Source organism: Massilia sp. Root335, assembly GCF_001425685.1.
Taxonomy (GTDB): Bacteria; Pseudomonadota; Gammaproteobacteria; order Burkholderiales; family Burkholderiaceae_D; genus Telluria; species Telluria luteola.
Genome location: NZ_LMCY01000048.1, coordinates 209,651 through 227,705, shown reverse-complemented (window position 1 = coordinate 227,705; position 18,055 = coordinate 209,651). Strand labels below are relative to the sequence as shown.

General features: G+C 68.3%; 17 protein-coding genes, 1 pseudogene and 1 riboswitch. Of the genes and pseudogenes, 3 read left to right on the top strand and 15 right to left on the bottom strand.

The window, feature by feature from the left end; all coding sequences use genetic code 11:
- Positions 1–8 precede the first annotated feature (8 nt).
- A complete protein-coding gene (locus ASC93_RS24840) occupies positions 9–1,715 on the bottom strand; it encodes a GMC oxidoreductase (protein ID WP_056449019.1) in 1,707 nt (568 codons plus the stop codon).
- A gap of 68 nt (positions 1,716–1,783) precedes the next feature.
- Positions 1,784–3,169: a hypothetical protein gene (locus ASC93_RS24835; protein ID WP_056449016.1), complete on the bottom strand. Its 1,386-nt coding sequence runs from the start codon at positions 3,167–3,169 to the stop codon at positions 1,784–1,786.
- 281 nt (positions 3,170–3,450) lie between these two features.
- Between ASC93_RS24835 and ASC93_RS24830 the strand changes: the two genes are divergently transcribed.
- Positions 3,451–5,427, top strand: coding sequence for a PhoX family phosphatase (locus tag ASC93_RS24830; protein WP_056449012.1), 1,977 nt, complete (start codon positions 3,451–3,453; stop codon positions 5,425–5,427).
- Between the two features lie 41 nt (positions 5,428–5,468).
- Here ASC93_RS24830 and thiE read toward each other — a convergent pair whose 3' ends face one another.
- From thiE to ASC93_RS24800, 6 genes are all read right to left on the bottom strand, one after another.
- Positions 5,469–6,074 carry a thiamine phosphate synthase gene (thiE, locus tag ASC93_RS24825; protein ID WP_056449009.1) on the bottom strand — a complete coding sequence of 202 codons (606 nt, stop codon included), beginning with the start codon at positions 6,072–6,074 and terminating at the stop codon, positions 5,469–5,471.
- 14 nt (positions 6,075–6,088) lie between these two features.
- A complete protein-coding gene (locus ASC93_RS24820; protein ID WP_056449007.1) occupies positions 6,089–6,856 on the bottom strand; it encodes a hydroxymethylpyrimidine/phosphomethylpyrimidine kinase in 768 nt (255 codons plus the stop codon).
- Positions 6,856–7,650: a thiazole synthase gene (locus ASC93_RS24815; RefSeq protein WP_056449004.1), complete on the bottom strand. Its 795-nt coding sequence runs from the start codon at positions 7,648–7,650 to the stop codon at positions 6,856–6,858. Before ASC93_RS24815 ends, ASC93_RS24820 begins: the two co-directional genes overlap by 1 nt.
- A gap of 33 nt (positions 7,651–7,683) precedes the next feature.
- Positions 7,684–7,887 (bottom strand): sulfur carrier protein ThiS, encoded by a 204-nt coding sequence (gene thiS / locus ASC93_RS24810; protein WP_056449000.1) that lies wholly within the window; start codon positions 7,885–7,887, stop codon positions 7,684–7,686.
- A gap of 4 nt (positions 7,888–7,891) precedes the next feature.
- Entirely contained in the window at positions 7,892–9,805 is a 1,914-nt protein-coding gene (thiC, locus tag ASC93_RS24805) for a phosphomethylpyrimidine synthase ThiC (protein WP_056448997.1), read from the bottom strand.
- Positions 9,806–10,002: 197 nt separating this feature from the next.
- Positions 10,003–10,104, bottom strand: a riboswitch (TPP riboswitch).
- A 67-nt stretch (positions 10,105–10,171) separates the two neighbouring features.
- Positions 10,172–10,957: an alpha/beta fold hydrolase gene (locus tag ASC93_RS24800; protein ID WP_056448994.1), complete on the bottom strand. Its 786-nt coding sequence runs from the start codon at positions 10,955–10,957 to the stop codon at positions 10,172–10,174.
- A gap of 105 nt (positions 10,958–11,062) precedes the next feature.
- On the opposite strand from ASC93_RS24800, the gene ASC93_RS24795 reads away from it, so the two are divergent.
- Together ASC93_RS24795 and ASC93_RS24790 are read left to right on the top strand one after the other, a co-directional pair.
- Complete coding sequence (locus ASC93_RS24795; protein ID WP_056448991.1) at positions 11,063–11,968, top strand: LysR family transcriptional regulator; 906 nt, start codon at positions 11,063–11,065, stop codon at positions 11,966–11,968.
- 46 nt (positions 11,969–12,014) lie between these two features.
- Positions 12,015–12,860, top strand: a complete 846-nt coding sequence (locus tag ASC93_RS24790; RefSeq protein ID WP_056448988.1) for an MOSC domain-containing protein — start codon at positions 12,015–12,017, stop codon at positions 12,858–12,860.
- On the opposite strand, the gene ASC93_RS24785 is transcribed toward ASC93_RS24790, so the two are convergent.
- The 7 genes and pseudogenes from ASC93_RS24785 to ASC93_RS32395 all read right to left on the bottom strand — a co-directional run.
- A complete protein-coding gene (locus ASC93_RS24785; RefSeq protein ID WP_056448985.1) occupies positions 12,857–13,138 on the bottom strand; it encodes a gamma-butyrobetaine hydroxylase-like domain-containing protein in 282 nt (93 codons plus the stop codon). The genes ASC93_RS24790 and ASC93_RS24785 overlap by 4 nt on opposite strands.
- Positions 13,135–14,115, bottom strand: coding sequence for a HEAT repeat domain-containing protein (locus ASC93_RS24780; protein WP_056448982.1), 981 nt, complete (start codon positions 14,113–14,115; stop codon positions 13,135–13,137). Before ASC93_RS24780 ends, ASC93_RS24785 begins: the two co-directional genes overlap by 4 nt.
- Before the next feature lie 8 nt (positions 14,116–14,123).
- On the bottom strand, positions 14,124–14,966 hold the full coding sequence (locus ASC93_RS24775; RefSeq protein ID WP_056448979.1) for an ABC transporter ATP-binding protein: 843 nt from the start codon (positions 14,964–14,966) through the stop codon (positions 14,124–14,126).
- Positions 14,963–15,784, bottom strand: a complete 822-nt coding sequence (locus ASC93_RS24770; RefSeq protein ID WP_229412866.1) for an ABC transporter permease — start codon at positions 15,782–15,784, stop codon at positions 14,963–14,965. The genes ASC93_RS24775 and ASC93_RS24770 overlap by 4 nt, the downstream gene beginning before the upstream one ends.
- A gap of 160 nt (positions 15,785–15,944) precedes the next feature.
- Complete coding sequence (locus ASC93_RS24765) at positions 15,945–17,351, bottom strand: ABC transporter substrate-binding protein (protein ID WP_056448976.1); 1,407 nt, start codon at positions 17,349–17,351, stop codon at positions 15,945–15,947.
- Between the two features lie 25 nt (positions 17,352–17,376).
- On the bottom strand, positions 17,377–17,610 hold the full coding sequence (locus tag ASC93_RS24760; RefSeq protein ID WP_056448973.1) for a ferredoxin family protein: 234 nt from the start codon (positions 17,608–17,610) through the stop codon (positions 17,377–17,379).
- A 12-nt stretch (positions 17,611–17,622) separates the two neighbouring features.
- Positions 17,623–18,055 (bottom strand): annotated as a pseudogene (locus ASC93_RS32395) (fumarate reductase/succinate dehydrogenase flavoprotein subunit); the annotation flags it as partial.

Below are 18,055 nucleotides of genomic sequence, written 5' to 3'. Positions count from 1 at the left end.
ACGACAACTCAGTTCAGCCTCTCCGCCAGATCCTGCGCCAGCCCGCACATGGTCAACGTCGGATTCCACGACCCCGACGTCGGAAACAACCCGCCGCCGGTGACGTAGACATTCCTGACCCCATGCGGCCGGTAATCCAGCCCGACGACGGACGTGGCCGGATCCTCGCCGATCCACAGCGCCGACGCCTCGTGCACGATGATCGGCAGGCGGATCTGCTGCTTGCCCGGCCGGCGCGCCTGCCAGAAGCCCGCGTCGGGCGCGCCTTCGATCCAGTATTCGATCGAAGGCGTCGTGCCCGCGCCCCGGCTGGCCAGGGCGGCGATCGTCTGGTAGGTCGCTTCGTCGAGCACGTCCCACAGGTGCTGTTCGCGCGGGCCGGCCTGCAGCTGCACCGTGATGTTCGTCGTCGGATCGAGGCTGCCGTTCGCGCGGATCCAGTTGTCGGGATTGTCTTCGCCGACCTCGCCCAGCGTGGCGCACACGAACACCACGTAGTCTTCCGAACCCACCAGCTGCGCCATCGACGCGACGGCCGCGGCGTCGGGCGCTTCGTAGGCGATGGTGGTGGCGTCGCGCGCCGGGTCGCCCGACGCGAAGGCGCTCACCTGCACGTGGTATTGCAGGCCCTGTTCGTCCTTGCCGTGCAGGTACTGGGCGCCGAGTTCCAGCGCGGCCAGGTCCTTGAATGCCGACCGTTTGACGCGCGCGGTAACGTGCGACATGAAGTGGCCCGTGTAGCGCTTGCCGATGTTCGGCAGCCGGTCGCCGAAGGAATTCATCAGCAGGGTCGCGGGCGGGATCGTGCCCATCGCCAGCACGATGCGCGCGTTGCCGACGCTTAAAGGGCCGCGGCTCGTTTCGAGCGCCGTGACGGTGCCGTCGCCGTCGTGCAGCAGGCGCTGGACGATGCACTGGTCGACGAGCGCCAGCGCCTGGCCATGGCCCTGGTCCGCAAGCGCCTGCTGGCGCTGCTGCAGGCCGAGCAGCGTGCCGACCGTCGAGTACTTGTAGAACTTCACGCCCTGCCATTCGCTGTGGCCGACGGCCATCGGCGCCGGGAACGCGCCCTCGGCCGACGGCACGAAGCGTTTGAAGTTTTCGCGCAGGTTGGTGTCCAGCTGGCGCTGCAGGCTGCCGTAGACGCTGTCGTCGATGCGGTCGGCCGTCGTCACGTGCAGGAAGGCGCGGGCGCCCTCCCAGAAGCCGGGCTGCTGCGTGACGGCAACGAGCGCGGGCGGCCAGTCGCGCATCAATGTCGGTTCCGGCGTCGGGCACCACGCGCTCCAGTAGGTCGAGCGGCCGCCCAGCACGGGGATGTAGCCGGCCTGGAAGAATTTGGAGCCCGTCGTGGCCATTGCCGCGCTGCGTGTCCACGGATACGTCGTGCACGGCCCACTGGTCGCCTGGAAGGCCATCGGCAGCATCTGGTAATGCACGGGTAGCCAGTAGCCGCCGCGGTCCAGCACGAGGATGCGCGCCTGCGGATTGCGCGCCAGCGCGCGGTCGACGAAGGCGACGGCGGTCGGACCCGTGCCGATGACGATGAAGTCGTAGCTGGTCGCCTGCGCCTGCTCCCAGTCGGTCGTGAAGAAGGCGCTGGCCGCGATGCGGTCGGCGTCCGCCGTCTGCGGACCCGGCACCGGATAGCCTTCGGAGATCCCGGCCGGCATGTTGCCGGCCTTCGTGTAGAAACGTTTGTAGTTGGATGACATCGTGTCTCCTGCTGGATGAGGATGGCGTGTCGCGGGCGCCCGCGCCCGCGTACGAGGCTGGACGCGGCTTATTTGCCGGCGCGCGGCGGCATCCGCTTGCCGCGCAGGTCGAAGCCGGTCAGGGCATGCGTCTTGCCGGTCGTGGCGGTGTACCACAGCGGCAGCGATTTAAAGGCCAGCACCATGTCGAAGTCGGCGGCGATGCTGCCCGCGTCCATCGGCACGTTGCCCTTGCGGTTCTGGAACCAGCGCAGCCAGTCCGGCGAGCCGGGCGGCGGCGACACGATGTACTGCTTCGATGCGATCTGCGGCGGGTTCGACGTGGCCGGCAGCAGGAACGACGGCATGGTGTTCGTCTTCGGATTCCATTGCGCCGTGCTGTGGCAGCTCATGCACGACGAGTCCTGGGCATTCTTGACCAGCTGCTGCTTGACGCCGTCCTTGTAGGCGATGTCGTTCATGGCGCCGTCGTTCGGGCCGGACAGGCGGTTGCCCCAGCCGAACGTGGCGCCGCCATAGGCCGGCGCGGCCGGATTGTTCCAGTTCTGCAGCAGGGGCGCGGCCGGGTTGACCGTGCTGTTGGCCTGCGGGTCGTTACCCCACTGCGCGCCCAGCACGACCATCTGGTCCCAGATGCCGTTCGGGCCGGGCTTGACGTTCTGGTCGTAGACGAGCGTCATGAAGACCCAGCCGGTGTCCGGTGCGGACTGGCTGTCCTTGACGATGATGTCGAACTGCATCAGGTAGGTGTTCGTCACCTTGGGCAGCGTGCTGCCGCCGGTCGTGGCGTTGGTCGTGATGTACAGCGGCCAGACCTGGGTGCCGGCCATCACCGGCCACACGTCCGGGCCGGCCGTCACGAACGCGGCCTTGACGATCAGCGAGCCCTCCGCGAACTGCGTGCTGGTGGACGTCACGCTCGGCTTCATGCCGGCGCTCGCCGACCACACGTGGTTCAGGGTCTGGGCCGCGACCTTGTCGTAGTAGGTCAGCACGTAGGTCGAGATCGGCTTCGTCAGGCCGCTGGCGGCGAACAGCGACGCATCCAGTTCGTCGGTGCCGACGTACATGCCGTGGATGGCTTCGCGGCCGCCGTACTTGCCGTTGGCGCTGCCCAGCCAGGGTTCGTTGTACCAGCCGCGCGCGGCGGCGTCCCAGTGCGCGTAGTCGAACAGCAGGGTCGGCATGTCCTTGCCGACCGCCGCCTTCAGCGCCTCGGCGTACGCGCTCGCGTTCTGGACCGTGATCCGGCCGTGCTGGATGGCGTCGCGCCAGGGCATGGCCGGTGCCGCGACCTTGGCCGGATACGCGTGGCTGAGCTTGAACAGCGGTCCTGTGTACTGGCTGGACGGCGGCAGCGCGCCGTTGTTGTTCGCGTATGGTGTCGCAACCGGTGCGGCCGCCGCGGCCAGCGGGATCAGGCACAGGCCAATGCCGAAGAATCCGAGTTTCATGCGATGCGTCCCCTTTCGTCGATGTCGATACCGGACCGGGCTGGCCCGATGTTTTGATTGCTCTCGGAAACTAACTCGCCGGAAATGTCACATTCTTGAAGAAGCGCAAGGATTCCCGATTTTGCCCCCAGCGGGTGGCCGGCCCGGGGCCGGACCGTCTGGTATCGCGGCGGTGCGCCGGCTTCCCTCCAAGCCTCGAAACATTAAAGTTTTGTAATGAAGGTGACATACTCGTCAACTAACCTCCGGGCATTCCTACTGACCTTCCGGAGAGTTGACGCATGAACCCGAACCCCGACCTGTCCCGCCGCCGCCTGCTTCGCCTGATGGGCGCCACCCCGATGCTGCCGCTGGGCGCCGGTGGCGTGGCCGCCTTGATGGCCGGCTGCGGCGGTGGTGACAACGACACCCCGACGACCACCGCCCCGACGCCGGCCGTGACCCTCGCGAGCGTGTCGTTCGGGTCGATGGCGGCGCCCGCGCTGACCGATGCCGCGGCCATGGCGAAGACGTCGGTCGCATCGACGATGACGGTCAACTTCAGCGACAGCAGCAAGCTCGATTTCAAGCTGTCGTACCAGCCGTTCTTCATCACGGGCGACATGGTCCCGAACGGGAGCGGCGGCACCATCCTGGCCGGCGGCTATTACGACATCAACAACAAGGCGATCGTCGACACGACGGTCGCGGGTAAAGAGCGCCAGTTCTTCTCGGATTCGCCGGACGGCACGTCGCTGTTGACCGTGCCGAATGCGAACGTGGCGGGCGTGAAGGGCAACGCGGTGTTCGCGGTCGTGCAGTTCGAATACACGAGCTGGGCCCAGGACGGCAAGACCGACATGTACGGCAAGCTGCCGTCGCCGATCGCCGTGCTGACCCTCGACCAGGACAAGACCACCGGCAAGCTGACGCTGGTGAAGTACCACAACGTCGACACGTCCGGCGTGAACGGCCTGTGGATCACGTGCGGCGCCAGCCTGTCGCCGTGGGGCACGCACCTGTCGAGCGAAGAGTACGAGCCGAACGCCTTCACCGCCGCCGGCGAGGACCAGTTCAAGGCCTTCAGCAAGAACCTGTACGGCGACGAGACGAAGGCGAACCCGTACGACTACGGCCACCTGCCGGAAGTGACCGTCAACACCGACGGCACGGCGTCCATCAAGAAGCACTACTGCATGGGCCGTATCTCGCACGAACTGGTGCAGGTGCTGGGCGACAACCGCACCGTGATCATGGGCGACGACGCCACCAACAGCGGCTACTTCGTGTTCGTGGCCGACAAGGAGAAGGACCTGTCGGCGGGCACGCTGTACGTGGCCAAGGTCGGCGCGGGCTTCTCGCTCGACCCGGCGGGCAGCCCGGCGCCGCTCACCTGGATCAGGCTCGGCGCGGCCACCAGCAACGAGATCCGCGCGTTGGCCGCGTCGCTCAAGGCGACCGACATCATGGACCGCGCCAGCGCCGACCCGCAGGATGCGACCTATACCAAGGTCATGGTCGGCGGCAAGGCCGAGTGGATCAAGCTGAAACCGGGCATGGAAAAGGCCGCGGCCTTCCTCGAAACCCACCGCTATGCCGCGCTGCTGGGCGCCTCGCTGGGCTTTACCAAGATGGAAGGCACGACCGTCAACCTCAAGGACAAGGTCGCGTATTCGGCGCTGTCGTACTGCCAGAGCTCGATGGTGGCCGGGAATGCGGCCAACGTGGCGGGGAACGGCATCTCGATCCCGAAGGCGTTGAACGCGGGCGCCGTGATGGCGCTGAGCCTCAAGGGCGGCCAGAAGGACACGGCCGGCAATGCCATCAACAGCGAGTGGATGCCGGCCGACGTCAAGGCCTTGCTGGTCGGCGAGGACATCGGCGCCGACGCCCTCGGCAACACGGCGAATCCGGACAAGATCGCCAACCCGGACAACCTCAAGTTCTCGGAAAAGATGCGCACGCTGTTCATCGGCGAGGACAGCAACCTGCACGTCAATAACTTCCTGTGGGCGTACAACATCGACACGAAGCAGTTGTCGCGCGTCCTGTCGGTACCGTCCGGCGCCGAGTCGACCGGCCTGCACGCGGTGGACGACGTCAACGGCTGGACCTACGTCATGAGCAACTTCCAGCATCCGGGCGACTGGATCGGCATCCACGCCAACGTCAAGGGCACGCTGGATCCGCTCGTCAAGGCCAACTACAAGGACAAGTTCGGCGCGGCGGTGGGGTATCTCACCGGCGAGCTGGCACAGTTCAAATTGGCGAAAGCGTAACGCGAACGCATGGCGGGCACCCCGTGCCCGCCAGACCGCCATCAAAACAATCCGACGAACTCCCGCGCCGCCGAAAACGGATCCGGCGCCTGCACCACGCTGCTGATGGCGGCCACCATGTCCGCACCGCGCGACACGAGCGGCCGTGCATTCGCCGCCGTCATCCCGCCGATCACCACCACCGGCACGCACAGGCTGGCCTTGGCCTGCAGGACGATGTCCGGCGCCGTCGTCACCGCATACTTCTTGACCAGCGACGGATAGAAGCCGCCGAACGCGACATAGCTCGCGCCCGCGCCCTGCGCCTTCTGCGCCAGTTCGAGGTCGCCGTAGCACGACGCGCCGACGATCTTGTCCGGGCCCACGGCGCCGCGCACGGCGGCCACCGGCGCATCGAGACCGCCCACGTGGATGCCGTCCGCATCGAGCTCGGTGCACAGCAGCACATGGTCATTGATGATCAGCGGCCGGCCGTGGCGCCGGCACAGGGCCAGCAGGGCGGCGGCCTGTTCGCGGCGCAGGGCCGGGCCCGCGTCCTTGTGGCGGTACTGGATCAGCGCGGCGCCGGCGCAGAGCGCCTGTTCCGTCACGTCCAGCAGCCGGTCGGTGTCGTCCCAGTTCGGGGTCACCAGGTACAAGCCTCGCATGTCGTTGTCTCTCCTCATGGATGGATGCGGCGCGGGATGCGCTGGCCCGGCGCGATCGCGTACGCATGCGCGAGCGTGCGGTCGCACCAGCGCTGGCCGAGTTCCAGCGCCTGCGCCATCGTGTCGCCCAGCGCCAGCCGGGCCGCGATGCCGGACGCCAGCGTGCAGCCGCTGCCGTGGAATTCGCCGCGCAGGCGCGGCCAGCGCCATTCCCGCGATCCCGCGGCGCAGAGCCAGCGGTTGACGATGTCGGCGCCGTCGCCATGGCCGCCCGTGACCAGCACGTGGGCGCAGGGCAGGGGCATGCTGCCGTTGGGGGCGATGCCCAGCGCCGCCGCTTCCGGCAGGTTCGGCACGACCAGCGTGGCCACGGCCAGCAGCGGCGCCAGCGCGGCCAGCGCGTCGCCGCGCGACAGGTTGTCGCCGCGGCCGCTGGCCAGTATCGGGTCGAGCACCACGGGCAGGTCCGGCCGCTGCACGCGCAGCATGCGCACGATGGCGGCGATGGCTTCCGCGTTCTCCCGGTTGCCGGGGATGCCGATTTTCACCGCGCGGATCGGCATCGTCTCGGCCAGCAGCGCGGCCTGGCGCAGCAACAGGCCGGCGTCCACCGGCACGACCTCGCGCACGGTGTTGTTGTCCTGGACCGTCAGCGCCGTCACCAGCGGCAGCGCGTGCGCGCCCTGGGCGGCGACGGCTTCGATGTCGGCCTGGATGCCGGCGCCGCCCGACGGATCGAGCCCGGCGCACACGAGCACGCAGGGCCGCAGCAGCGCGTCCATCAGATCCGGCCCGCCATCGGCGACGACGGCGAGGCCGCGAACCGGCGCGGCATGCGGCCCGCGAGGTACGCTTCGCGGCCCGCTTCGACGGCGAGGCGCATCGCGCCGGCCATCCGCACCGGGTCTTGCGCACCCGCGATGGCGCTGTTCATCAGCACGCCGTCGCAGCCCAGCTCCATCGCGATGGCCGCATCGGACGCCGTGCCGACGCCGGCGTCCACGATCACCGGCACCTTGGCCTGCTCGATGATCAGCGACAGGTTCCACGGATTCAGGATGCCCATGCCGGAACCGATCAGCGACGCGAGCGGCATGATCGCCGCGCAGCCGATGTCTTCCAGCATGCGCGCCTGGATCGGATCGTCGCTGCAATAGACCATCACGTCGAAGCCATCGCGCACCAGTTCGCGCGCGGCGACGAGCGTCTCCGGCATGTTCGGGAACAGCGTCTTCTCGTCGCCCAGCACTTCCAGCTTGACGAGCTTGTGGCCGTTCAGCAGCTCGCGCGCCAGCTGCAGCGTGTACACGGCGTCCTTCGCGTTGTAGCAGCCGGCCGTGTTGGGCAGGATCGTCCAGCGCGACGGCGGCACCGCGTCGAGCAGGTTCGCCTCGTTCGCGTGCTGGCCGATGTTCACGCGCCGGATCGCCACCGTGATGATGTCGGCGCCCGACGCTTCCGTCGCGGCGCGGGTCTGTTCCAGGTCGCGGTATTTGCCGCTGCCCACCAGCAGGCGCGAGTTGTATGCCTTGCCGGCGATGGTCAACGGCCGGTCCGCGGGGTTTGCATTCGTCATGTCATTGCTTCCGAAGTTGGATGAGGTCAGGGATCAGCCGCCGCCGATGGCGCGCACCACGTCCACGCGGTCGCGCGCGTGCAGGGGCGTGTCGCGCCAGCGCTCGCGCGGCACGACTTGCCGGTTCACGGCCAGCGCGAGCTTCTGGCCCGCGAGGCCCAGCGACTCGACGAGGTCGTGCAGGCTCGCGTGCGCGGGCAGCGCGTGCGCCGCGCCGTTCAGTTCGATTTCCAGCACGGTGTCACTCCTTGTGATACAGCTCGGCGCCGCGCTTCATGAACTCGACGGCCTTCACCTGCATCCCTTGTTCCAGCGCGGCGTTCGCGGCGATGCCCTGGCCGGCCGCGTAGTCGCGCACTTCCTGCGTGATCTTCATCGAGCAGAAATGCGGGCCGCACATGGAGCAGAAGTGCGCCACCTTGGCGGAATCCTTGGGCAGCGTCTCGTCGTGGAAGGAACGCGCCTTGTCCGGATCGAGGCCCAGGTTGAACTGGTCGTCCCAGCGGAATTCGAAGCGCGCCTTCGACAGCGCGTTGTCGCGGATCTGCGCGCCCGGATGACCCTTGGCCAGGTCGGCCGCGTGCGCCGCGATCTTGTACGTGATGATGCCGTCCTTGACGTCGTCCTTGTCGGGCAGGCCCAGGTGCTCCTTCGGCGTCACGTAGCACAGCATCGCCGTGCCGTACCAGCCGATGTTGGCGGCGCCGATGCCGGACGTGATGTGGTCGTAGCCCGGCGCGATGTCGGTGGTCAGGGGCCCCAGCGTGTAGAACGGCGCCTCGTGGCACTGCTCCAGCTGCAGGTCCATGTTCTCCTTGATCAGCTGCAGCGGCACGTGACCCGGGCCTTCGATCATCACCTGCACGTCGTGCTTCCACGCGACCTGCGTCAGTTCGCCGAGGGTCTTCAGTTCGGATAGCTGGGCGTCGTCGTTGGCGTCGTAGATCGAGCCGGGACGCAGGCCGTCGCCCAGGCTGAACGCGACGTCGTAGGCCTTCATGATCTCGCAGATCTCTTCGAAACGCGTGTACAGGAACGATTCCTTGTGGTGGGCGAGGCACCACTTGGCCATGATCGAGCCGCCGCGCGAGACGATGCCGGTGAGCCTGTTCGCGGTCATCGGCACATACGCGAGGCGCACGCCGGCGTGGATGGTGAAGTAGTCGACGCCTTGCTCCGCCTGCTCGATCAGCGTGTCGCGGTAGATCTCCCAGGTCAGGTCCTCGGCCTTGCCGTGCACCTTTTCCAGCGCCTGGTACAGCGGCACCGTGCCGATGGGGACGGGGCTGTTGCGGACGATCCACTCGCGCGTCTCGTGGATATGCTTGCCGGTCGACAGGTCCATCACGGTATCGCCGCCCCAGCGCGTGGCCCAGGTCATCTTCTCGACTTCCTCGCCGATCGACGACGTGACGGCCGAGTTGCCGATGTTGGCGTTGATCTTCACGAGGAAGTTGCGGCCGATGATCATCGGTTCCGATTCCGGGTGGTTGATGTTGTTCGGCAGGATGGCGCGGCCGCGCGCGATCTCGTCGCGCACGAATTCGGCCGTGATCTCGCGCGGGACCGATGCGCCGAACGACTGGCCCGGATGCTGGCGGCCCAGCACCTGCGCCATGCGCTTGCCCGTGGGGCCCGCGTCTTCCAGCGCGGCGAGGTATTCCTGGCGTCGCAGGTTTTCGCGGATGGCGACGTATTCCATCTCGGGCGTGATGATCCCCTGGCGCGCGTAATGCATCTGCGTGACGTTGCGTCCCGCGACGGCGCGGCGCGGCTTGCGCTGCAGGTGGAAGCGCAGCTCGGCCAGTTTCGGATCGTTCAGGCGTTCGATGCCGTAGTGCGACGTCGGACCGGCCAGTTCTTCGGTGTCGCCGCGCTCGCGGATCCAGCCGGCGCGCAGCGGCGCCAGGCCGGAGCGGATGTCGATGACGGCCTCGGGATCGGTGTACGGCCCTGACGTGTCGTAGACCCACACCGGCGGATTCGGCTCATGGCCGAACGACGCGGGCGTGTCGGACTGGCGGATCTCGCGCATCGGCACGCGGATGTCCGGGCGGCTGCCTGCCACGTAGACCTTGCGGGAATTGGGCAGCGGCGCGACGGCGGCGGCGTCGACGGTGGCGCTGGCGGAGAGGAATTTCGGATCGGCGTTCAAGTGCACTCCTTGTTGGTCACTAAGGGGCACTTCGAAACCGTCGCGAGCGGCAGCAGTTTTGTCCGAGACGCGCAGCTGTACGCTAGTACAGCGAGCATCGCAGGGCAAAAATGCAACGCGCAGCAGGTTTAGAAGTGCCCCGGGAGATCGGCGATCCAGCTGGAGGAGGTGCGGAGATGCGGGCAGACGAACGTGCACGCGGAGCTCTGTAGCTTCCCTTCGCTGGCATTATCCAGATCAGGTTCGGAGGGTATTTCTCACCCACGCCGCGTGACGGCGCAGGACCCCTAGCATTGGTGTCGCCCCGGATGGCCGGAGCGACGGGACGGAGTGTACGCGTGTTTTTTCGGAATGGCAAACGCCGTCTCAGCCCGGTGACACGTCGGCCGCGCAACGCCGGATCGCATGCGCGACCGCGTCCGGCGCCTCCAGCGGCAGCAGGTGGCCGCGTGCCGGCACTGTCTCCAGCACGGCGTGCGGGATGAACGGGAGCAGGTGCGTGAGCAGCGCCGCCGGCGGGTCGACGCGATCCAGTTCGCCGGAGACGACCGTCACCGGCACGGCGATCCTGCGCGCCCGTTCCGTGATGTCGTGCGCCATCGCGCCATGCGGCCAGGCCCGTTTCGCGGCGTGCGCGCCGCGCAGGCTGTCCTCGACGACCTGGTTGCGCAGCGCGGGCGGCAGCGGGCCTGCGCTCAGCACGTGGTCGAGCGTGGCGCCGACGGCGGCCGCGTCGTCGTAGGCGTGGGCGATGGCGTCGCGCTGCCGCGCGTCGAGCGGCAGCGGCAGCGGCGGCGACGGCGCCACGAGGACGAGGCCGCGCAACCCGGCCGGGCGGTCCGCCGCGAGATATTGCGCGAGCTTGCCGCCCATCGAGTGGCCGACGAGGACGTGGCGGTCGAGCGCCAGCGCCTCGGCGACGCCGCGCACGTCGGCCGCCATGTCGGCCAGCGCGTAGCCCGCGTCGGGCCGGCTCGAGCCGCCCCAGCCGCGCAGGTCGACGGCCACGTGCCGGTAACCGTCGGGCAGGGCGCGGATCACGGGTTGCCACGTGCGCGCCGCGCCGCCCCAGTAGTGCAGGTAGAGGAGCGTGACCGCGCCGCTGCCGGAGATCGTTACGTCGAGTTCGATGCCATTGGTCTTGATCTTCATTGCCGTTCCTGGGTGATGGGGTACGGCGACGACTGTAACTTCCATCCGTTCGTTCGATAATCCCGTATTTCGTGGCATCATTTACGACTTTAGGTAGGAGATCGCATGGACCGGGTGACGAGCATGGCGGTGTTCGTGAAGAGCGTCGAGGGCGGCAGCCTGGCGGCCGCGGCGCGCCACTTCGGGCTGTCGCACGCGATGGTGAGCAAGCACCTGCGCGGCCTGGAGCAGAGCCTGGGCGTGCGCCTGCTGACCCTCACCACGCGCCGCCTGACGCTGACGGAGGCCGGCGACAATTACTTCCGGCGCTGCGTGCAGATCCTCGCCGACATCGAGGAAGCCAACCGCGAGGCGATGCAGTTGCAGGCCGTGCCGCGCGGCCTGCTGCGCCTGACGGCGCCCGTGACGTTCGGCGAGCAGCACCTGGCGCCCGCGCTCGCGGCCTTCCTCGCGCGCTATCCCGACATCGTGCTGGACGTCGAGCTGACGGACCGCTTCTCGGACCTCATCGACGAAGGCTTCGACCTGGCGCTGCGCATCGGCCGCCTGCCGGATTCCGCGCTCGTCGCGCGCCGGCTCGGCACCAGCCGCATGATCACGTGCGCGGCGCCGGCCTACCTCGCGCGCCACGGCACGCCCGCGCATCCGTCCGAACTGGCGGGCCACCGTTGCCTGTACCTGAGCGGCGTGACGACGCCGGGCGAGTGGTGGTACGAGGCCGGCGACGGCCGGATGACGGTCAAGGTCGACGGCCCGCTGCGGACGAATTCGATGGCGCTGGCATGCCAGGCGGCGCGCGCGGGCGCGGGCATCGTGTTCGGTCCGGCGTTCGCGCTCGCACCGTCGGTCGCGGCCGGCGACCTCGTGCCCGTGCTGGAGGACTTCGCCGGCGCCGCGCTGGACATCCACGCCCTCTACCTCAGCAAGCGCCACATGTCGAAGAAGCTGCGCCTGCTGATCGATTTCCTGGCTGCCCGCTTTGCCCCGACGGTGGGCACGGACGGCGTTTGATGCGATACTGTCGGCGTCATTCCAACCCGTTCCGCCCACGCGATCCATGGCCATCCTGACCCACCTGCTGCTGTACCCGATCAAATCCTGCGCCGGCATCGCCGTCCGGTCGGCCGTCGTGAACGAATCCGGCCTGTCCGCGCTGGACGTGCACGACCGCGAATGGATGCTGGTGACGGCCGACGGACAGTTCCTCACGCAGCGCGAGCATCCGCGCATGGCGCTGATCCGGCCGCTGCCCGACGGCGCCACGCTGCGCGTCCATGCGCCCGGCATGGATGAACTGGCGCTGCCGCTCGCATGGGACGAGGCAGCCGCCACGCGCACCGTGCAGATCTGGGACGACAAGGTCGACGCGGCCGATTGCGGCGACGCGGCGGCCGCCTGGTTTTCGGCCGCGCTGGCCACGCCGTGCCGCCTCGTGCGCTTCCACCGCGACGTCGTGCGGCCGACGAGCACCAAGTGGACGGACGGTGTGCAAGCGCGGACGCGCTTTGCGGACGGCTACCCGCTGCTGCTGATCGGCCAGGCGTCGCTCGACGACCTCAACGCGCGCCTCGTCGCGGCCGGCCGCCATGCGCTGCCGATGGACCGCTTCCGCCCGAACCTCGTCGTCGACGGCCTGGACGCCTGCGAAGAGGATTTCCTGGCGACGCTGACGGTGGGCGGCGTCGAGATCCGTCCCGTGAAGCCGTGCGCGCGCTGCCCGATCCCGTCCATCGACCAGGCGACGGGCGTCCCGGGCCCGGACCCGCTCGACATCCTGCAGACCTACCGCGCCAATCCGCGCATGGAAGGCGCCATCTGCCTGGGCATGAACTGCATCGTGACGGCGGGTGCCGGCAGCGAGCTGCATCTCGGCCAGGAGATGGAAACGGAAATCGCGTTCTAGTCCAGCGTCGCCAGCATCTCGTACGGATAGATGCCGCGCCGGTGGCCGTCGCTGAACGCCAGGTTCAGTGCATATGTACCCACCAGTTCGATCGCGGCCAGCCGTACGGCATCGCCGCCTTCGACGCCGGCGCCGGCCCGGCGCAGCGCGCGGCATGCCGAGCACGGGCAGGCCGCGCGCAGGCGCGCATGCGTGACGCGCACCGTGCGCCCGTCCGGCCAGCGCAGCGCCAGCACGCCTTGCGCGGCGTGGTTCTCGACGGCTTCCGGCACCGTCATGCTTGCGCCCCGATTTGCTGGAGCGCGAGGCGCACGGACTTGCGCACTTCCGGGTCGGAATCGCTTTCCGCCTCGCACAGCGCGGGCAGTGCCGCGGGCGAACCGATCTCGCCCAGCGCCAGCGCCGCTTCTTTTCTCAGGTTGCCGATCCTGTGATCGAGCGCAGCGATCAGGGCCGGCAGCGCGTCCGGGTTGCGCAGGCGTCCCAGGCTGCGGGCGGCGCGCAGGCGCACCTGCCACCAGTCGTCGCCCAGCGCGGCGATCAAAGCCGGCGCCGCGTCGCGCAGGCGCAGCTTGCCGAGCGTCGTCGCGGCTTCCTCGCGCACTTGCCATGCCTGGTCGGACAGGGCCGCCAGCAGGGCGGGCAATATGGCCTGCGGCGCGGCGGCAAAGCCCAGCGCACCCGCGGCGGCGCGGCGTACTTCCGGCTCCGGGTCCTGGATCGCCAGCCGCGCCAGCGCGTCGACCGCATCGGGATGTTTCAGGTAACCCAGCACGGTCACCGCCTCGCGCCGCACGAGCGGATCGGCATCGCCGAGCGCCGCCAGCGCGGGCGTAAAACTGTCCGGCACCCGCAGTTCGCGCACGCCGCGCAGTACGGCCGCGCGCACGAAGGCGTCATCGACGCCGATGAACGGCAACAGTTCCCGCGCCGACTCGGGCAGTTTCAGCTCCGCGAGGCTTTCTGCGGCGGCCGCGCGCACGCCGGCGTCGCCGTCGGACAGCAGGCGCGCGAGGCCGCGCACGGTGGCCGGCGATTCGAAGGCTTCCAGCGCGCGGGCCGCGGCCGTGCGCACGGCCGCGGCGTCGTCGTCGAGCGCGGCCAGCAGCAGCGGCACGTGGGCGTCGCCGTCCAGGTCGGCCAGGTCGAGCAGCGCGATGCGGCGGACCGTGTGGTCGTCGTCCTGCAGGCGCAGCGCGAGGGCTGCGAGTTCGGGGGCGTCGTGGTAATCGGTTGTCACGGTGTGTCCTTGCATGGCAGGGTTCAGAGAGGGCCCAGTGGGCTCAGGCGCGCCAGCGGCGTGATGCTGGCTTGCGGGTGAAGCAGGTCCAGGCAGTGGCGTTTCAGGCGCGTGAAGTGGCTCGAGGTCGTGAGGTCCGGATGGCGCGGGCGTTCGAAGTCGAGGCGGATCTCGTCGATGATGCGGCCCGGGCGGGGGCTCATCACGAGGATGCGGTCGGCGAGGAACAACGCCTCGTCGATGTCGTGCGTGATGAAGACGATCGTCGTGTTCACGCGTGCCCACACCTCCAGCAGCAGCTCCTGCATTTTCAAGCGCGTCTGCGCGTCCAGTGCGCCGAACGGTTCGTCCATCAGCATCACGCGCGGATGGTTGATGAGGACGCGCGCGATTTCCACGCGCTGCTGCATGCCGCCCGACAGCTGGACCGGATAGCGGTCCTCGAAGGCGGCCAGGCCCACGAGGCCCAGCAGCTCGCGCGCCCGCTCGCGCCGTTCGCCCCGTCCGACACCCTTCATCTTGAGGCCGAAGGCGACGTTGTCGAGCACCTTCTGCCACGGGAACAGCGTGTGCTGCTGGAACACGAGGCCGCGGTCCGGATGCGGCCCCGCGACGGGCGCGCCATCGACGTGGATGCTGCCGCGGCTGGGCGTCCAATGGCCGGCCAGGGCGCCGAGCAGCGTCGACTTGCCGCAGCCGGACGGCCCGAGCACGCAGACGAATTCGCCCGGCGCGATGGACAGCGAGACGTCGTGCACCGCGTCGAACGCCTGCGCTCCGGCGCCGAGGCGGATGCCGAGCTGGTCGATCTCGATGGCGCCGCCCTGCGCCAGCCGTGCGCGTTCGATGCTGGTCGTCTGGTTCATGGCTTCGTCCTTTGCATGTGGTACCAGGGCATGGCGAGATCGCCCAGCTTTTTCACGAGCGCGCTGCTGCCCATGCCGATGACGCCGATGAACAGCATGCCGACGACGATGTCCGGATAGTTTTGGATCGTGTACGCGGCCCACGTGTAATAGCCGATGCCGAACTGGCCGGCGATCATCTCCGCCGTCACGAGGCAGAACCACGCCGTGCCCATGCCGATCGACAGCCCCGTGACGATGTTGGGTGCGGCCGCCGGCAGGATGACTTCCGTGAAGATGGTCCAGCGGCCGGCGCCGAGGCTGCGCGACGATGCGACGAGGCGCGGATCGACGCCCTCCGCGCCGTGGATCGTGCCCAGCAAGATGGGAAACAGCGCGCCGATGAACGTGATGAACACCATCGACAACTCGGATGACGGGAACATCAGGATCGCCAGCGGGATCCAGGCGACGGCCGGGATCGGGCGCAGCATTTCGAGCGGCGGCAGCAGCACGTCTTCCAGCAGCCGCGAACGGCCGATGACGAGGCCCAGCACGAGGCCGGCGACGCCCGCCGCCGCAAAGCCGGCGAACACGCGCCCCACGCTGGCCTTCAAATGCAGGACCAGCCTGGGCGATTCCAGCAGCGCGGCGGCCGCATCGAACACGTCCTTGGGCGACGGCACATTCCGGAACGTGACGAGGCCGAGGTCGAGGTGGTGCGCGACGGCCCACTGCCAGGCCGCCACGCAGGCGACGAGCGAGAGCACGCGCAGCGCCAGGCGGCGCGCGTGGCGCAGCAGGGCGGGGTCGAGTGTGCGAGGGGCGGTGGTGTCCATGAAGCTCCTGGGTGACTGGATGAGGATCGATGCATTTTTTAGGGAACGCTGCATTTGCACGTCGTTCCGGCGCAGGCGGGAACCCAAGGGTTTCGACTACGGACGCAAAGGCTGGACCCCCGCCTGCGCGGGGATGACGCTAACGGTGGCTTTCAAGCCATTACATCGCCTTTCCGCTCTTGAGCGTATCGAAATCGACCACCTTGCCCTTGACCTTGGCCGCCTGGGCCTGCGCATCGGCTTTCAGCAGGAACGCGCTGACGTCCTTGCCGTCGGCGGCGACGACGAACCACGCGTCGCCCGCCAGCAGCTTGAGGCCCGAGCCCTGATCGTGGGCGTACACGGTGCGCACCTTCCTGCCCGCCTGTTCCAGCTGGCGCAGCGCGGCGATCGCGGTCGTCGCGCTCGCGTAGTGGCGCACGAGCGGCTCGCCCCGCACCCAGATCTGCGTGAGGTGACGGAAGTCCGTGATCGGTTTGCCGGTCACCGCGTCCCGCGCCTTCAACGGCAGCTTGTCGTAGTTCTTCAATTGCCTGTCGTAGTCCAGGCCGGCCTGCCTGAAGGCCGTGCGAATGAACGTATCGTCGATGAAGGTGTTGACGTCGAGGTCCGAGTCCGTGCGCTTCAGCAGGCGCAGCGTGTCGATCGAGGTTTTCACGGCCTGGCGGTATTCCGGCTTCCACGTGAAGTCGCGCGTCTGCAGGCCTACCGGGCCGTGGAACAGGTAGTCGACTTCGGCGTCGATGCCGGTCACCTTCGCGATCAGCTCACTGTATTTTTCCGGTTCGGCCGCGATCAGGCGGTCCGCTTCGATGGCGGCGCGCAGGTAGGCCACGACGATCTCCGGATATTTTTTCGCGTAGTCGGCTTCGACGAGGCTGCCGTGCATCGTCGGGGAACGGGCCTGCGAACCGTCGTAGATCTTGCGGGCGAAGCCGCGGTGCGGGAACAGGTCGGCGAACGGGACGAAGTCGGCGTGGGCGTCGACCTTGTTGCCCTGCAGGGCGGAGCCGGCGACTTCCGGCGCCTGCGTCGTGATGTTCACGTCCTTGTCCGGGTCCCAGCCCTGCGCCCTCACGGCGCGCAGCAGCATGCCGTGGGCGGTGGACGCGAACGGCACCGAGATCGTCCTGCCCTTCAGCTCCGCCAGCGACTGCACCGGCGAACCCTTCGGCACGACGATGCCGTTGCCGGAACCGAGCGTGCTGCCCGACAGGACGGTGACGAAGATGCTCTTCCTGCCCGCCTTGGCGTGCGCGGCGCCGTTGAAGGCGCCGGGGAAGTCGGCCATCGATCCGATGTCCAGCTTGCCCGCGACCATCTCGTTCGTCAGCGGCGCGCCGGACGTGAAATTCTTCCATTCGATGTCGTACTTGACGTCCTTGTACTTGCCGTCGTGCGGCAGGTATTTTTCCAGCAGGTGCAGCTCGCGGATCAGAAGGCCGCCGGTGGCGCAGTTGATGGTCGTGTCCTGGGTGCCGATGGCAACGCGGATGGTGTCAAGCGCGTGGGCGCTGCCGAAGGCGAGCAGCAGGGACAGGCCGATCAGTTCATGGTGCAGCTTCATCGGGTCATTCTCCGGGTGGTGTCGTTCAGCGCAGCAGATAGGGGATGTCGACGCGGACGGCGCCGGTCGGGCAGTCCTGCTCGCACGGCATGCAGTACCAGCATTCGTCGAACTGCATGTAGGCCTTGCCCTGGACCATGTCGATGGCCAGCACGTCGAGGGGGCACACGTCCACGCACACGGTGCAGCCCTTGTGTGCGATGCATTTGTCGCCGTCGACGGTGACGGGAACGCTGGTGATGTTGATGGTGGTCGGCATGGGTTCTCCTGGTCAGGCCGCGAGGGGCTCGGTCTTCACGCGCAGGCGCTGGTAGGCCTCCTTCTCGCTGTCGTCGAGCGGCACGATGTATGGCGCGACGGGACGCTTGAAGCACGTCATCCCGCCGTCCTGCTTCTTGAGCTGCACGTGCACGAACCAGTCGGCATCGTTGCGCTGCGGGTAGTCGACGCGGTTGTGATACAGGCCCCAGCGGCTCTCCGTGCGGTACAGCGAAGCGCGCGCGGCCATCTCGGCGCAATCGCGGATCGCGTGGATTTCCATCGCGCGCATGAGCTCATGCGGGTTCCGCGCCTGCAGCCGGTCGAGGTCGGCGCGGATCATCTCGAAACGCTGCAGGCCGATCTCCATCTTGCGCGTGACCTTGGGCGGCTGCAGGTAGTCGTTGACCATCCGGCGCAGCTTGTACTCGACCTGGTTCGGCGGC

Bases quoted from the DNA above. Each gene is read 5' to 3' on its own strand.
- ASC93_RS24840 (WP_056449019.1), bottom strand. From the start codon at position 1,715: ATGTCATCCAACTACAAACGTTTCTACACGAAGGCCGGCAACATGCCG.
- ASC93_RS24835 (WP_056449016.1), bottom strand. From the start codon at position 3,169: ATGAAACTCGGATTCTTCGGCATTGGCCTGTGCCTGATCCCGCTGGCC.
- ASC93_RS24830 (WP_056449012.1), top strand. From the start codon at position 3,451: ATGAACCCGAACCCCGACCTGTCCCGCCGCCGCCTGCTTCGCCTGATG.
- thiE (WP_056449009.1), bottom strand. From the start codon at position 6,074: ATGCGAGGCTTGTACCTGGTGACCCCGAACTGGGACGACACCGACCGG.
- ASC93_RS24820 (WP_056449007.1), bottom strand. From the start codon at position 6,856: ATGGACGCGCTGCTGCGGCCCTGCGTGCTCGTGTGCGCCGGGCTCGAT.
- ASC93_RS24815 (WP_056449004.1), bottom strand. From the start codon at position 7,650: ATGACGAATGCAAACCCCGCGGACCGGCCGTTGACCATCGCCGGCAAG.
- ASC93_RS24800 (WP_056448994.1), bottom strand. From the start codon at position 10,957: ATGAAGATCAAGACCAATGGCATCGAACTCGACGTAACGATCTCCGGC.
- ASC93_RS24795 (WP_056448991.1), top strand. From the start codon at position 11,063: ATGGACCGGGTGACGAGCATGGCGGTGTTCGTGAAGAGCGTCGAGGGC.
- ASC93_RS24790 (WP_056448988.1), top strand. From the start codon at position 12,015: ATGGCCATCCTGACCCACCTGCTGCTGTACCCGATCAAATCCTGCGCC.
- ASC93_RS24785 (WP_056448985.1), bottom strand. From the start codon at position 13,138: ATGACGGTGCCGGAAGCCGTCGAGAACCACGCCGCGCAAGGCGTGCTG.
- ASC93_RS24780 (WP_056448982.1), bottom strand. From the start codon at position 14,115: ATGCAAGGACACACCGTGACAACCGATTACCACGACGCCCCCGAACTC.
- ASC93_RS24775 (WP_056448979.1), bottom strand. From the start codon at position 14,966: ATGAACCAGACGACCAGCATCGAACGCGCACGGCTGGCGCAGGGCGGC.
- ASC93_RS24770 (WP_229412866.1), bottom strand. From the start codon at position 15,784: ATGGACACCACCGCCCCTCGCACACTCGACCCCGCCCTGCTGCGCCAC.
- ASC93_RS24765 (WP_056448976.1), bottom strand. From the start codon at position 17,351: ATGAAGCTGCACCATGAACTGATCGGCCTGTCCCTGCTGCTCGCCTTC.
- ASC93_RS24760 (WP_056448973.1), bottom strand. From the start codon at position 17,610: ATGCCGACCACCATCAACATCACCAGCGTTCCCGTCACCGTCGACGGC.